This window comes from Pseudomonas sp. I8001 (genome assembly GCF_013385345.1).
GTDB lineage: Bacteria > Pseudomonadota > Gammaproteobacteria > Pseudomonadales > Pseudomonadaceae > Aquipseudomonas.
Genome location: NZ_JACAQC010000046.1, coordinates 82,236 through 95,209 on the forward strand (window position 1 = coordinate 82,236; position 12,974 = coordinate 95,209).

At 62.5% G+C, this 12,974-nt stretch carries 12 protein-coding genes; 7 read left to right on the plus strand and 5 right to left on the minus strand.

Annotated features, from left to right (window positions below):
* Window positions 1-2: 2 nt before the first annotated feature.
* The 4 genes from HX839_RS26575 to HX839_RS26590 form a co-directional block, all read right to left on the minus strand.
* Complete coding sequence (locus HX839_RS26575) at window positions 3-1,163, minus strand: acyl-CoA dehydrogenase family protein (RefSeq protein WP_008436052.1); 1,161 nt, start codon at window positions 1,161-1,163, stop codon at window positions 3-5.
* Between the two features lie 41 nt (window positions 1,164-1,204).
* Window positions 1,205-1,996 carry an enoyl-CoA hydratase/isomerase family protein gene (locus tag HX839_RS26580; protein ID WP_023658721.1) on the minus strand — a complete coding sequence of 264 codons (792 nt, stop codon included), beginning with the start codon at window positions 1,994-1,996 and terminating at the stop codon, window positions 1,205-1,207.
* A 154-nt stretch (window positions 1,997-2,150) separates the two neighbouring features.
* A complete protein-coding gene (locus tag HX839_RS26585; RefSeq protein WP_003208961.1) occupies window positions 2,151-2,789 on the minus strand; it encodes a TetR family transcriptional regulator C-terminal domain-containing protein in 639 nt (212 codons plus the stop codon).
* 41 nt (window positions 2,790-2,830) lie between these two features.
* Window positions 2,831-3,589: a class II aldolase/adducin family protein gene (locus HX839_RS26590; RefSeq protein ID WP_003208963.1), complete on the minus strand. Its 759-nt coding sequence runs from the start codon at window positions 3,587-3,589 to the stop codon at window positions 2,831-2,833.
* A gap of 131 nt (window positions 3,590-3,720) precedes the next feature.
* On the opposite strand from HX839_RS26590, the gene HX839_RS26595 reads away from it, so the two are divergent.
* From HX839_RS26595 to HX839_RS26625, 7 genes are all read left to right on the plus strand, one after another.
* A complete protein-coding gene (locus HX839_RS26595; protein WP_177067962.1) occupies window positions 3,721-5,676 on the plus strand; it encodes an FAD-dependent oxidoreductase in 1,956 nt (651 codons plus the stop codon).
* On the plus strand, window positions 5,652-6,242 hold the full coding sequence (locus tag HX839_RS26600; protein ID WP_177046345.1) for a cupin domain-containing protein: 591 nt from the start codon (window positions 5,652-5,654) through the stop codon (window positions 6,240-6,242). Before HX839_RS26595 ends, HX839_RS26600 begins: the two co-directional genes overlap by 25 nt.
* A 122-nt stretch (window positions 6,243-6,364) precedes the next feature.
* The gene (locus HX839_RS26605) at window positions 6,365-6,553 is read left to right on the plus strand and encodes a hypothetical protein (RefSeq protein WP_003208968.1); all 189 of its coding nucleotides are present in this window, start codon (window positions 6,365-6,367) and stop codon (window positions 6,551-6,553) included.
* Window positions 6,554-6,556: 3 nt separating this feature from the next.
* Window positions 6,557-7,384 carry a hypothetical protein gene (locus HX839_RS26610; RefSeq protein ID WP_177067963.1) on the plus strand — a complete coding sequence of 276 codons (828 nt, stop codon included), beginning with the start codon at window positions 6,557-6,559 and terminating at the stop codon, window positions 7,382-7,384.
* A 181-nt stretch (window positions 7,385-7,565) separates the two neighbouring features.
* Entirely contained in the window at window positions 7,566-8,954 is a 1,389-nt protein-coding gene (locus HX839_RS26615; protein ID WP_177067964.1) for an amidase, read from the plus strand.
* Between the two features lie 93 nt (window positions 8,955-9,047).
* A complete protein-coding gene (locus tag HX839_RS26620) occupies window positions 9,048-10,400 on the plus strand; it encodes a citrate-proton symporter (RefSeq protein ID WP_008436037.1) in 1,353 nt (450 codons plus the stop codon).
* Between the two features lie 101 nt (window positions 10,401-10,501).
* Window positions 10,502-11,848: an OprD family outer membrane porin gene (locus HX839_RS26625; RefSeq protein ID WP_008436036.1), complete on the plus strand. Its 1,347-nt coding sequence runs from the start codon at window positions 10,502-10,504 to the stop codon at window positions 11,846-11,848.
* Between the two features lie 9 nt (window positions 11,849-11,857).
* Here the strand turns inward: HX839_RS26625 and HX839_RS26630 are convergent, their stop codons facing one another.
* A complete protein-coding gene (locus tag HX839_RS26630) occupies window positions 11,858-12,760 on the minus strand; it encodes a LysR family transcriptional regulator (RefSeq protein ID WP_003208975.1) in 903 nt (300 codons plus the stop codon).
* Between the last annotated feature and the right edge of the window lie 214 nt (window positions 12,761-12,974).

Consider the following 12,974-nt stretch of genomic DNA (forward strand, 5'->3'; position numbering starts at 1 on the left):
GATCAGCGCAACAGTGGCCGCAACAGTTCGCGGGCAATAATGTGGCGCTGGATTTCCGAAGTGCCTTCCCAGATCCGCTCGATCCGCGCATTGCGCCAGATGCGCTCCACCGGGCCTTCGTCCATCAAACCCATGCCGCCATAGATCTGCACTGCTTCATCGGCAACCTTGCCCAGTACTTCGCTGGCAAACAACTTGGCCATGCCGGCCTCGCCGTCGGTCATGGTGCCCTGGTCCATTTTCCAGGCGGTGTTCAGGGTCAGCAGTTCGGCCGCACGGATTTGCGTGGCCATGTCGGCGAGCTTGAACGAGATGCCTTGGTAGGTGCCGATGGGCTGGCCGAACTGCTTGCGGTCGGCCGCCCATTGCAGGGAAACGTCCAGCGCACGCTGGGCCTGGCCGACGCAGTTGGCAGCCACCATCACCCGGCCTGCGGTCAGCCAGGCATTGGCGACTTCCCAACCTTTGCCGACTTCGCCGAGGACTTTGGAGGCTGGTACGCGGCAGTCGTCGAAGAACATTTCATAAGTGTGGTAGCCGCGGTTGCTGACGCACTTGGGGCCCCGGCGAATGGTCATGCCCGGCGTGCCACGGTCCACCAGGAACGAGGTCACGGCATTGCGTTGGCGACCGTTGTGTTCGTAGGTGTCGGTAACGGCAAACACGATGGCGAAATCCGCGTGGCCGGCGTGGCTGATGAAGTGCTTGCTGCCATTGAGCACAAAGTCATCACCGCTGCGCACGGCGCGGGTCTTGATCGCATTGGCGTCGGAACCGGCACCCGGTTCGGTCAGGGCAAAGCAGTCGATCTTCTTGCCCTGCACGCACGGCAACAGGTACTCGCCAATCTGCGCGCCGGTGCAGGCCATGAGGATTTTCGACGGCCGGGCGACAAACACATGCAGCGCCCAGGAGACTTTCGACAACTCGCGCTCAATCAACGCCTGTGACAGGTAATCCAGGCCGCCACCGCCGACGTCTTCCGGCATGTTGAAGGCATAGAAACCGGCAGCGATGGCCTTGTCACGAATCTGCGCGGCAAGCTCCGGCGAAACTTCATCGGCGCGGTCCACCGCCTCCTCGTGGGGCAACAACTCCTTGGCAACAAAACTGCGTACCGCGTCCACCAACATGTCTTGTTCTTGGCTGGGCTGGAAATTCATGGCGCTACCTGTCGATCGTTCGAGGGTGTTTTGAAGGGGAATCAGTTGCCGGAGAAGTTCGGTGGGCGCTTTTCCATCGAGGCGCGTAGGGCTTCAGCACCGTCGGCGCTGCGTCCACACAGCAGGCCGGCGGCGAGTTCCGCCTGGAGCTGCTCGGGCAGGCTGCGCCCGGCGCCTTCGCGGATGAGGGTTTTGGTCTGGGCAAACGCAAAGGTCGGGCCGTTGGCCAGGCGCGTGGCCAGCTCGGCGACGTGGGTATGCAGTTGCTCGTCGGCAACGACTTCGCCCACCAGCCCGGCGGCCAGGGCGCGGTCGGCGCTCCACAATTCATCGAGGAACAGCAGGCGCTTGGCTTGCTCGCTGCCGATCAGGCGCGGCAGATGCCAGCTGGCGCCGGCGTCCGGCGAGTAGGCCATGCTGGTGTAGCCGGCCTTGAAGCGTGCCGATTGCGCGGCGACGCGCAGGTCGCAGCACAGGGTGAGGTCCATGCCGGCACCGACCGCCGTGCCGTTGATGGCGGCGAGGGTAGGTTTGTCGAGGGTGTGCAGGCGGGTCATCAGGGCGTGGGCGGTTTCGGTCCAGCCGTAGGTTTCGAGGGCGCCACGGGCTTCGGCATCGGCCCATTCGGCAAGGTCGGCACCGGCGCAGAAGCTGCGACCGCTGCCGGTCAGTACCACCACGCGCACAGCCGGGTCGCGGTTGAAACCGTCCAGCAAGGCATGCAGGTGCTTGAGGGTCGGGATGTCCAGGGCATTGCGCTGGGGGCCGCGATTGAGGGTGATCCAGGCAACGCCTGCCTGCACCTGAGTGAGCACGGACGGATCTGTAGTCATGGAATCCTCGAATTATTTTAATTGGCTTGAGGGGTGCGACATGGGGCGATACTAAACGAGTGTTCAGTAAGGAGGCAATCGGGTAACTGCAAATATTTTTCGAGGGGAAAATGCCGGCCCGGACATTGCGTCCAGGCGGCGCGGAATCGTCAGGTCAGGGTTTGATCTGGAAGCGCTTGCGCCCGCCCGACTGCAAGCCATCGACCCAGGCTTCGCAGATCTGGATGCCCTGCTCCGGGGTGAAGGTGCCGGGATTGAGCCCCGATTCCAGCCACAAGCCGTCGAGCAAGGCGCTCAAGGCGATGGCCGCCAAATCGGCATCGAACTGCTTCCAGCCCTCCTCCCCGGCCATGTCCACCAAGGCCGAACGCATGATGGTGCGGTACTCGCCATAGGAGTGTTCGTGGGCCTGGTTGATCGCCGGGGCCGTCTTGACCGCCCCCCAGAACACCAGCCAGGCATCCAGCAGTTGCGGGTCGAGCAATTCGGGGGAGAACGAGCCGCGGAAGAACGCCGACAGCCGCTCCCGCGGACTGGGCGGCGCCTTGGCCATCGCATCCCGCAGCAGGTCCATGACCTGCCGGGTGATTGACCGATAGGCCTCGGCCACCAGCTCATCCTTGCCCGAGTAGTGATGACTGATCAGCCCCACCGACACCCCGGCCTCGGCGCTGATCTTGCGGATCGACGCGCCCTGGAAGCCGTCGCGCTTGAGGCAGGCCAACGTCGCCTGCACCAGATTGGCCTTGCGCAACTCCGGTTCCATGCGGGAGAAACGGGATTCCTGGGTCATGAGGCGGTGTCCTTGGGTTGAGTCGGCTGGACGACTCTACCTCACTCCCGGAACCCCGGCGACACCCGATCCAGTAACCGCAGCAATGCCGCCCATGCCAGTTGCATGGCGTCCGGGTCTGCCAGTTCGCCCTCTTCCAGTGGCCGGCCTGGCTCATTGAACTGCCGCTCGGTGTATTCACACACGTGCGCAGGCGGCAGGATCAGCTTGCCGCACGCCTGGGCGGCGATCTGGATATCGCAGGCCTTCTCCAGGTAATACATGCGCAGGAACGCCTGGCTGACCGTCTCCCCTACCGTCAACAAACCATGGTTGCGCAGCATCAACACCGGCTTGTCGCCGAGGTCGCGCACCAGTCGCTGTTGCTCGTCCATGTCCAGCGCCACGCCTTCGTAGTCGTGGTAGGCGACCTTGCCGTAGAACTCCATGGAAATCTGGTTCACCGGCAACAGCCCGCATTCCAGTGCCGCCACCGCACAGCCGGCGCGGGTGTGGGTGTGCAGCACGCACTGCGCATCTTCGCGGGCGCCGTGAATCGCGCTGTGAATCACAAACCCCGCCGGGTTGACGCCATGGGCCGAAGCCTCGACCGCACGTCCGTCCAGGCCGATCTTCACCAGGCTGGAGGCGGTGATCTCCTCGAACATCAGCCCATAGGGGTTGATCAAAAAGTGATGCTCGGGCCCCGGGATACGCACCGAGATATGGGTGAAAATCAAATCGCTCATGCGAAAGTGCGCGATCAGCCGGTAGCAGGCGGCAAGCTCTTCGCGCAGCTGTTGTTCGGTGGCCCCAGGCATTTTTATTCTCCAGGCGGGTGGGTGATGTGGCTGACGCTAATCCAGTCGCCAGTAAAAAAACAAGTTGATTTTTTACTGAGGCTGACCTCCTATAGAAAAATAATAACAACAGCGCCTGGAGTATCCGCACCATGTCGCCCCATGCCTTTCCGCATCTTTTTGAACCGCTGGTACTGCGCGGCAAACGCCTGAAAAATCGCATCATGTCCAGCGGGCACGACACCTCGATGCCCACCGACAACCAGGTCAACGAGCAGTTGATCGCCTACCACCGGGCACGCGCCGAAGGCGGCGTGGGGCTGATTGTGTTGCAGGTGGCCGGGGTGCACGACAGCGCCCGCTACACCTCCCATGTGCTGATGGCCACCGATGACAGCTGCATCGACGGCTATCGCCGACTGGCCGAAACCTGCCACGCCCACGGCACCGTGGTGCTGTCGCAGATTTTCCATCCGGGGCGGGAAATCATGGAGTCGGCCGACGGTTTGCTGGCGGTGGCTTACTCGGCTTCCGGGGTGCCCAACGAACGCTTCCGGGTGATGCCGCGCGCCCTTGACCAGACAATGATCGACGAGATCGTCGCCGGCTACGGCGCTGCGGCAAGGCGCCTGTATCAGGCCGGGATTGACGGTGTGGAAGTGGTCGCCAGCCATGGTTACCTGCCTGCGCAATTTCTCAACCCGCGGGTGAATCGCCGCACCGACGGCTACAACGGCGAGCTGGAACAACGCCTGCGTTTCCTGCGGGAAATCATCGCCACGGTGCGTGCCGAAACCGACGAGCACTTCATCATCGGGCTGCGCATTTCTGCCGATGAACGCGACCCCGAAGGCCTGACCGAAGAGGATTCCCTGGCCGCCGTGCAACAGCTGCAATCACACCTGGATTATGTGCACATCGTTGCCGGTACCTCGGCCTCCCTCGGCGGCGCGATCCATATCGTGCCGCCCATGGCGATTGCCCCGGCGTACCTGGCGGCAGAAGCGGCGACGTTCAAGACGCACCTGTCGATTCCGCTGTTCGTTACCGGGCGCATCAACCAGCCCCAGGAGGCCGAATTGATGCTGCAACGCGGCCAGGCCGATGTGTGCGGCATGACCCGCGCACTGATCTGCGACCCGCGCATGCCGGCCAAGACCTCAAGCGGCCATGCCGAGGATGTACGGGCGTGCATCGCCTGCAATCAGGCGTGCATCGGCCACTTCCACAAAGGCCTGCCGATCTCCTGCATCCAGCATCCCGAGACCGGCCGCGAATTGCAGTTTGGCCAACTGCAACCGACACTGCGACGCCAGCGGATCATGGTCGCCGGTGGCGGCCCGGCAGGGATGAAAGCGGCAGCGGTGGCGGCGCAGCGCGGACATGAGGTGACCTTGTATGAAGCCAGTGCCCAATTGGGCGGCCAGGTGCTTCTGGCGCAGTTACTGCCCCGACGCAGCGAGTTCGGCGGCGCCAGTACCAACCTGCAGCGCGAGATGGAACTGGCCGGGGTCCGCGTGGTGCGCAACACCCGCGTCGACCGCCCATTGGTGGAACGCGAACAACCTGACCGGGTGATCATCGCCACCGGCGCCGAGCCCTACTGGCCGACCTTCGAACGCGGCGGCGAGCTACAGGTGGTGGATGCCTGGCAAGTGCTGCGCGATGAGGTGCAACTGGGCCGTTCGGTGGTCGTGGTGGACTGGCGTTGCGACTGGATCGGCCCGGGCATTGCCGAGCGCCTCACCCGTGCCGGCCATCAGGTGCAACTGGCGGTGAACGGCACCCATTGCGGGGAAAACCTGCCGTTGTACGTGCGTGACCAACTGGCCGGCGAACTGCATCGGCTGGGCATTCCGATCATCCCTTACGCCCGTTTGTACGGCTGCGACGACACTACCGTTTACCTGCAACACACCGCCAGCGGCGAGCCGATGCTGCTGGAAAATATCGACACCCTGGTGTTGTGCCAGGGCCACCAGCCGGTGGACACTCTGGGCGCAGAACTGGAAGGCCTGGTGGCGTTCACGCGGATCGGCGATTGCCTGGCGCCGCGTACCGCCGAAGAGGCGATTTATGAAGGATTGAAAGTAGCGTGGGACATTTGAACGACCAACCGCCACAGCTGTTTCTCGGCACCCGCATCCGCGGCTTGCGCAAGGCCCGGGGCATGACGCTTACCGAATTGGCGCAGATGAGCGAATTGACGGCCGGTTATATCAGCCAACTGGAACGCAACCTCGCCTACCCGTCGATCCCGGCCTTGTTCAACATCGCCCGCAGCCTGGGGGTGACGATCCAGTGGTTTTTTGCCAGTGAGACCACGCCGGCAGCGGAGGATGAAGGTTTTGTGGTGCGCAGGAACAATCGCCAGAGCATTCACTATGAGGACGGGATCGTCGACCAGTTGCTGACGCCCCTGCCCAATCATCAATTGGAGATGCTGCACTCGCGCTTTCCACCGGGCACCTATAGCCAGCAGAGCTATAGCCATGAGGGTGAAGAGGCGGGTTATGTGTTGAGCGGAACGTTTGAGTTATGGGTGGGCGAGCGGCATTTTCAGCTGGCTGAAGGGGACAGTTTCAGCTTCTCCAGCAGTGAGCCCCATCGGTATGGCAACCCCGGGAAGGTGGATGCGGTGGTGATTTGGGTGATTACGCCGCCGACGTTTTAGACCGTTGGGGCAACTAAGGACGTTTCCTACGATACGCGGGGAGTTCTGGATGGGGGCCATCAGTAGTCGGTAAAAACGGCTCTTGCTATAAAACCGACTACTTTTTTATGAGGGTGCCGGTCATGTTTGAGTCGTTTGCGTGGTTCAAGAAACCCACTGAGGAAGATCTGGAAAATATCAGGGCAATCAAGCGGTACAAAACCATGAGGATAGTGGGTGAGTGGGGTATTTCTGTCGACCCGGCGGAAATCGCCAACTCACCCGAGTTCAAGGAACACAAGCGCAAGATACGTGAACTGATATTCAAATAACCCATGGGGCTACTACTGATACTGCCGTTACTGGTGAGTGGCTATTTGGTGTGTTTGAAACACCCCGGCCATTACTGCCGCCTCCACCGCTTTGAGGGCCAGTTACTCTATCTACAGGTCGCAAGATTAGGCTGGACCTGCCTCGTACTGTCGTTCGTACTGACCACTTTGATTCTTTGCCTGTCCAAACAGCCGCTGCAACTGGCTGGCCAGACAATCCCCATTGATTACAGTGTTTATCTGGGCAAGCTGCTGATAGAGCTGGATATTGCCACCGAGAGAAATCATGGCCTCTGGGTATTTTTGCTCCAGGTCGGCCTGACAGCCATGATCATTCCCTACTGCTGGGCGCGATTATTTGTGCGTTGGCGTCGACGAAGACTGCAACTTGCTTCAGAGGAGGAACTGAACCAGCAATTGATGCTCGAGCTTCTAACGGGGCGCCCCCTCAGGACCCTGCTCAGGGAATCCATTGCGCGCGGCTCTCAATGCATGTTCACGCTCAACGATCGGAATGTTTATGTGGGCGTTGTTTCATCCATCTGCGAGCCGAATGAGTCCGAAGGTATAGATCACGCCTTCAGTCTGATTCCGACCTGCAGCGGCTATCGCGACAAGGACACCTTGGAAATCATCCTCGATACTGAATACCCGGATGCGTCAGACGCTATTTCCATCATGCTGCTCCAGGAAGCGGTGGTATCAGCCACCCGCTTTGACCCTGCGACGTGGATGTCTTTCCAATCCCGCATACGGGCAAAACCCCAGCCTATCCGGAGCTATCGTCGTGAGTCGGCACGCAGGAAAAAGACGCCAGGTGCCTGCGCCTGAGGTCCTCCCGCCAAACAGTAAACCTTCCAGCCATTCCCACATCTACCCGCCGGTTTCAGTGCACACAAAAACGCAACACTGAACTGCATCGATTGTGATGGCCGCGTCACACCGGGGTTTATATAGTCGTCCCTACTGCAACCCGCCATGAGCCAGCCGGCCCATCACAAGGAAGCGTTCGATGACTGACCTGCATACCCTTACGGCCGCCGAACTGTTGGCGCAATTTGCCAGCCGGCAACTCGCGCCCATCGACTACTACGACCAGCTCCTGGCCCACATCGACCGCTGGGAGCCGCAGATCAACGCGCTCTATGCCTTCGACCCGCAACAGGTGCGCCAGCAGGCCCAGGCCTCCACCGAACGCTGGAACAAGGGCCAACCCAACGGCGCCCTTGATGGCGTACCGGTGACTCTCAAGGAATTGATCGCCACCGAAGGCGTGCCCATTCCCCTCGGCAGCGCGGCCACCCGCCTGACCCCGGCCCTCAGGGACGCACCGCCCGCAGCCCGCATGCGTGAAGCGGGCGCGATAATCCTGGCCAAGACCACCAACCCGGACTTCGGCATGCTGTCTTCCGGCCTGTCGAGCTTCCACGGCATCACCCGCAACCCGTGGAACACCGCCAACAACACCGGCGGTTCCAGCTCCGGTGCCGCCGCAGCGGCCGCCGCCGGTTACGGCCCGCTGCACGTGGGCACCGACATCGGTGGCTCGGTGCGCCTGCCCGCCGCCTGGTGCGGCCTGGTGGGATTCAAGCCGACCCTGGGCCGCATTCCCATCGACCCGTACTACACCGGTCGCGCCGCCGGGCCCATGACCCGCACCGTCGATGATTGCGTGCTGTTGATGCAACACCTGGCCCGCCCCGATGCCCGCGATGCCACCAGCCTTCCGCCGCTCACCACCCAGTGGAGTAACCAGCCGCTGTCAGTCAGGGGCCTGCGCGTCGGCCTGATGCTTGAACCCGGCGCAGGCATGCAGCCTGAGGGCTTCGTGTGTGAATCCGTGGAGCAAGCCGCACGGCTGTTCGAAGCCCACGGCGCCAAAGTCACGCTGATCCCGCCAATCATGGACCGCGCACAACTCGATGGCCTCGACCATTTCTGGCGCGCCCGCCAGTGGGGCGATTTGTCGGCCCTGAGCAGCGAGCAGTTCGACAAGGTCTTGCCGTACATCCGCGACTGGGCCGCGCCGGGCGCCGAGATCAGCGGCGTACAAGCCGTAAAGGGTTTCAACCAGACCTTTGAAATGCGCCGCCGCGCCGCGCAGGTGTTCACCGAACTCGACCTGGTGCTGTCCCCCACCAACCAGGTCAACGCCTTCCCGGCCGAGTGGCCTTCACCCAGCAACAACCCGCAACTGCCGTTCGAACACATCGTGTTCACGGTGCCGTGGAACATGGGCGAGCAACCGGCATTGTCGATCAACTGCGGTTTCGCCGCCGATGGCATGCCTATCGGCTTGCAGATGATCGCCCCACGCTTTGCCGATCAATGGCTGCTGCAAATCGCTAAAACCTACGAGAGCTGGCGTGGCGCAATCCACCACTGGCCGAATCCTTCCTGACTTTGACGCTGTAAGAACTGCCCACCCACACGCCAGCTCCGGGCCTACGCGGCCGGAGCTTGGACGACCTATAACTAAAATCGAGGGGCTGGTATGCACACTGAGCAATTGACACGATCCGATCCTGATCACGCACCCGAAACACCGTCCCCGGACGCCGGCAAAAAGAGCATCTTCGCCGTGGTCCTGGGTAACGCCGTGGAGTTTTTCGACTTTGGTGTGTACGCAACCTTTGCGGTGATGATCGGCCACACGTTTTTCCCGTCCGACAGCGCTTTCGTCAGCCTGATGCTGTCGGTCACGGCGTTCGGTATCGGCTTTATCGTCCGGCCCCTGGGCGCAGTACTGATCGGCGCCTACGCCGACCGCGTCGGGCGCAAACCGGCGATGCTGTTGACCCTGGTAATGATGGCCGTGGGCACCGGCAGCATCGCGATATTGCCCGGTTACGAGACCATCGGTATCGCGGCGCCGATCCTGCTGGTGCTCACCCGCATGATCCAGGGCCTGGCCTGGGGCGGTGAAGCCGGCCCCGCCACCACCTACATCCTCGAAGCGGCGCCACCCCACAAACGCGGGACCTACGCCTGCTGGCAAGTAGTCGCCCAGGGCGTCGCAGCCATGGTGGCCGGGCTGGTAGGGTTCACCCTGACCAAGGTCATGTCCCCGGAAGACCTCAATAGCTGGGGCTGGCGCGTGCCGTTCGTGTTCGGCCTGCTGGTGTTGCCGATCGGCATCTACATCCGCCGCAACCTCGCCGAAACCTTCCACGGCCACGGCGAGCAAACCAGCACCGGCGACCTGGTACGGGAAGTCTGCGGCAAGCACCGGCGCGCACTGGTGCTGGGGTTGCTGATCCTTTCCGGCAGCACCATCACCCAGTACTTCCTCAACTACATGACCACCTTCGCCCTCACCGAACTGAAGCTTCCCACCAGCATTTCGATGCTCTCGACCCTGGTGGCCGGCGCCGCGATGGCCGTGTGCGCGGTGGCTGGCGGCATGCTCTGCGACCGCTTCGGGCGCCGTACGATCCTGATGACACCGCGGGTGGTGTTGCTGTTGATTTTATTCCCGGCCCTGCAACTGATGACCGAGCACCCAAGCCCGGCGACCTTCCTGTTGACCCTGGCGGTACTCTCGGGCCTGCACGGCATGAGTGGCGCGGCGCTGATCGTGTTGCTGGTGGAAAGCTTCCCGAAATCCGTGCGCTCCACCGGTTTCTCCATCGTCTACGCCTTCGGTGTGGCGGCGTTTGGCGGCACCGCGCAGATCATCATCACCTGGCTGATCGGCACCACCGGCGATCCGATGTCACCGGTCTGGTACCTGCTGATCGCCAACCTGGTGTGCCTCACCGCCGCCTGGTTCGCCAAGGAAACCCGTCCGCCGCTGCCCGGCAGCCCGGCCCGCGAAACCCGGCTCACAGAAGCTTCGGTTCGCTGAATACCTTTTCCCACTGTCCCGCGTCTTTTCGCCACCGACCGGCAGCACCTGAAGGCCTGCCGGGACGGTCGCCTTACGTCTGATTTGTATGGGGATTTACCATGTATCCACGTCTTTTGCTGGCCGTCACCCTGGCGTCCAGCACCCAGGCTTTCGCCCAGGAAAACGCCCAGGCCAGCGCACCGGGCTTTCTCGAAGGCAGCACCCTGGACCTGAACCTGCGTCACTACTATTCCAACCAGCACACCAAACGCACCACCCACTTGAGCATCAAGAAAGCCGGCGGCGTCGAGCCCACGCGTGTACGGGAAACCTGGGTGCAGACCAGCATGCTCAAGTACAGCTCCGGCTACACCCAGGGCCTGATTGGCGTGGGCGTGGATGCGGGGATCTTCAGCGCGGTTAACCTGGAGCGCGGGCACGGCAAGGTGGCCAATGGCGGCGACCGGGTGCTGGTGGACGGCGACGGCGATGCGATTCCCACCTGGAGCCGCCTGGGGGTGGGCGACGTGCGTTTTCGCCTGTCGAGCACCGAGATCAAGGCAGGTCGGCTGATGACCGACAATCCGATCCTGCGTTACAAGGACAACCGCGCCCTGCCCTCCAGCTTCCAGGGCGTGGGCTTGTTCAGCAACGAATTCGACTGGCTGTCGGTGCAGGGCGGCAGCTTCGAGCGGGCGATTCCACGCACCGGCACCGGCGCCGAAAAGCTCACCACCACCTTCGGCAACCGCGCCTACAGCGGCGCACGCATCAGCTACCTGGGAGCCACGGTAAAACCGGGTTACGGGCTGGAAGCCAGCGTCTACGCGTCGCGTTTCGAAGACATGTGGGACCAGACCTACGTCGGCCTGACCCACCGCATCGGTGACAAAAGCGACATCGCCTTGAAGACCGCCTTCAACTACTACCACACCAGCGACTCGGGCGACAAAAACCTCGGCTACATCGACAATAACGCCGCCAGCCTGGCCTTCACCGCCACGCACCTGGCCCACAGCCTGACCCTGGCCTGGCAGCAGGTATTCGGCAACGAATACTTCGACTACGTGTGGGAGTCCACCGGCAACTACATGGCCAACTCGCTGTACTCGGACTACAACGGCCCCAACGAAAAGTCCTGGCAGTTGCGCTACGACCTGGACTTCGCCGCCTACGGTGTGCCCGGCCTCACCGCCAGCCTGTGGCACGCCAAGGGTTGGGACATCGACGGCACCCATTACGATGGCGACCGCAACGGCCACAACACCGGCTACAACGTGCGCAGCCTGGATGGCGCCAAGCACAACGAAAACGGCTTGATGCTGGCCTATGTGATTCAGTCCGGAACACTCAAGAACACCGTACTGCGCACCATCGTCTACAACCATCGCGCCAGCGGCGGGCAGATTGACGGCAGCTACGATGAGTTCCGCCTCGTCGCCAATGTGCCGATCAACATCTTCTGAGGCTCAGGCTCAGTTCAGCGAACAACGCTGCATCGCCCCCGCCAGCATTTCCTGGCACTTGAGCACCGCCACCGAGCGGGGGCGGTTGCGGTACACGCAGAGGTCGATGCGGATGCGGCCGAGGTCTTCATCGGCGATCGGCACGGCGACCAGGCCGTCGCCCAGGTCCCGCACGTCTGCCTCGACCTGGGGCAAAATCAGCACCGCTGCCCGTTGCCGGGCCAGGCTCTTCTGCACTTCCAGGGAGCTGGTGGTGAACACCGGTTCGAGGGTGACGCCGCGTTTTTTTGCCGCCACTTCCAGGGCCTGGCGCACGCCGTAGGCCGAGTCGGGAATCGCCAGGGGCTGGCCTTGCAGTTCGCTCAATTCGATGCTGTCGCGCTGGGCGAAGGGGTGTTCGGCGCTGACCAGCACCCGGTGCCATAACTGGCAGTGGGCGGTGACTTCGACGTCGGCGCGCTCTTGCAGGTAGAACGCCAGGCCCAGGTCCGCCTCGCCGCTGCACAGGGCGTCGAGGGTGGCCGAGGCGCTGGCGATCACGATGTTGAAGGTGACCTTGGGGTGGGCGCGGTAGAAGGTGGCGAGCACCGGGGCGAGCACGGTGGAAACGATACTTTCTGACACATGGATGCTGATGTTACCGGCCACCTGGCTTTGGCGGCTGGCGATGACTTCGCGTACCTGGTCGAGGCCGCGCAGGGTTGAGGTGACTTGTTCGGCCAGGCATTCGCCCTCGGCGGTGAGGCGGATGCCGCGGGGGCCGCGCTCAATCAGGGCGGCGCCGAAGAAGTGTTCCAGGTGTTCGATCTGGCGGCTGACGGCGGTGGGGGTGACGTAAAGACGTTCGGCGGCCTTACGCAGGGAGGCGCAGCGGGCGACCTCGTGGAAATATCGCAAGGCGCGTAGTTGCATGGGGGGTGCTCCTTTTTTGGGGGGGTGGATTGGGGAGGACGCAATTACTGCGCCATGCGGGTGTACATATCCGTTTCTTCGGTCACGGCGTCCTGCCGGTTTACTCGCTCTGCACTACCCGCGTTCGCTCAGATCAAGATCAAAAGCAGATCTGCTTTTCTGTGGGAGCTGGCTTGCCTGCGATGCAGACAACTCGGTGCATCAGGTACACCCA

Excerpts from the sequence above, each read along its gene's own strand:
- HX839_RS26575 (WP_008436052.1), bottom strand. The coding sequence starts at position 1,163 with ATGAATTTCCAGCCCAGCCAAGAACAAGACATGTTGGTGGACGCGGTA.
- HX839_RS26580 (WP_023658721.1), bottom strand. The coding sequence starts at position 1,996 with ATGACTACAGATCCGTCCGTGCTCACTCAGGTGCAGGCAGGCGTTGCC.
- HX839_RS26585 (WP_003208961.1), bottom strand. The coding sequence starts at position 2,789 with ATGACCCAGGAATCCCGTTTCTCCCGCATGGAACCGGAGTTGCGCAAG.
- HX839_RS26590 (WP_003208963.1), bottom strand. The coding sequence starts at position 3,589 with ATGCCTGGGGCCACCGAACAACAGCTGCGCGAAGAGCTTGCCGCCTGC.
- HX839_RS26595 (WP_177067962.1), top strand. The coding sequence starts at position 3,721 with ATGTCGCCCCATGCCTTTCCGCATCTTTTTGAACCGCTGGTACTGCGC.
- HX839_RS26605 (WP_003208968.1), top strand. The coding sequence starts at position 6,365 with ATGTTTGAGTCGTTTGCGTGGTTCAAGAAACCCACTGAGGAAGATCTG.
- HX839_RS26610 (WP_177067963.1), top strand. The coding sequence starts at position 6,557 with ATGGGGCTACTACTGATACTGCCGTTACTGGTGAGTGGCTATTTGGTG.
- HX839_RS26615 (WP_177067964.1), top strand. The coding sequence starts at position 7,566 with ATGACTGACCTGCATACCCTTACGGCCGCCGAACTGTTGGCGCAATTT.
- HX839_RS26620 (WP_008436037.1), top strand. The coding sequence starts at position 9,048 with ATGCACACTGAGCAATTGACACGATCCGATCCTGATCACGCACCCGAA.
- HX839_RS26625 (WP_008436036.1), top strand. The coding sequence starts at position 10,502 with ATGTATCCACGTCTTTTGCTGGCCGTCACCCTGGCGTCCAGCACCCAG.
- HX839_RS26630 (WP_003208975.1), bottom strand. The coding sequence starts at position 12,760 with ATGCAACTACGCGCCTTGCGATATTTCCACGAGGTCGCCCGCTGCGCC.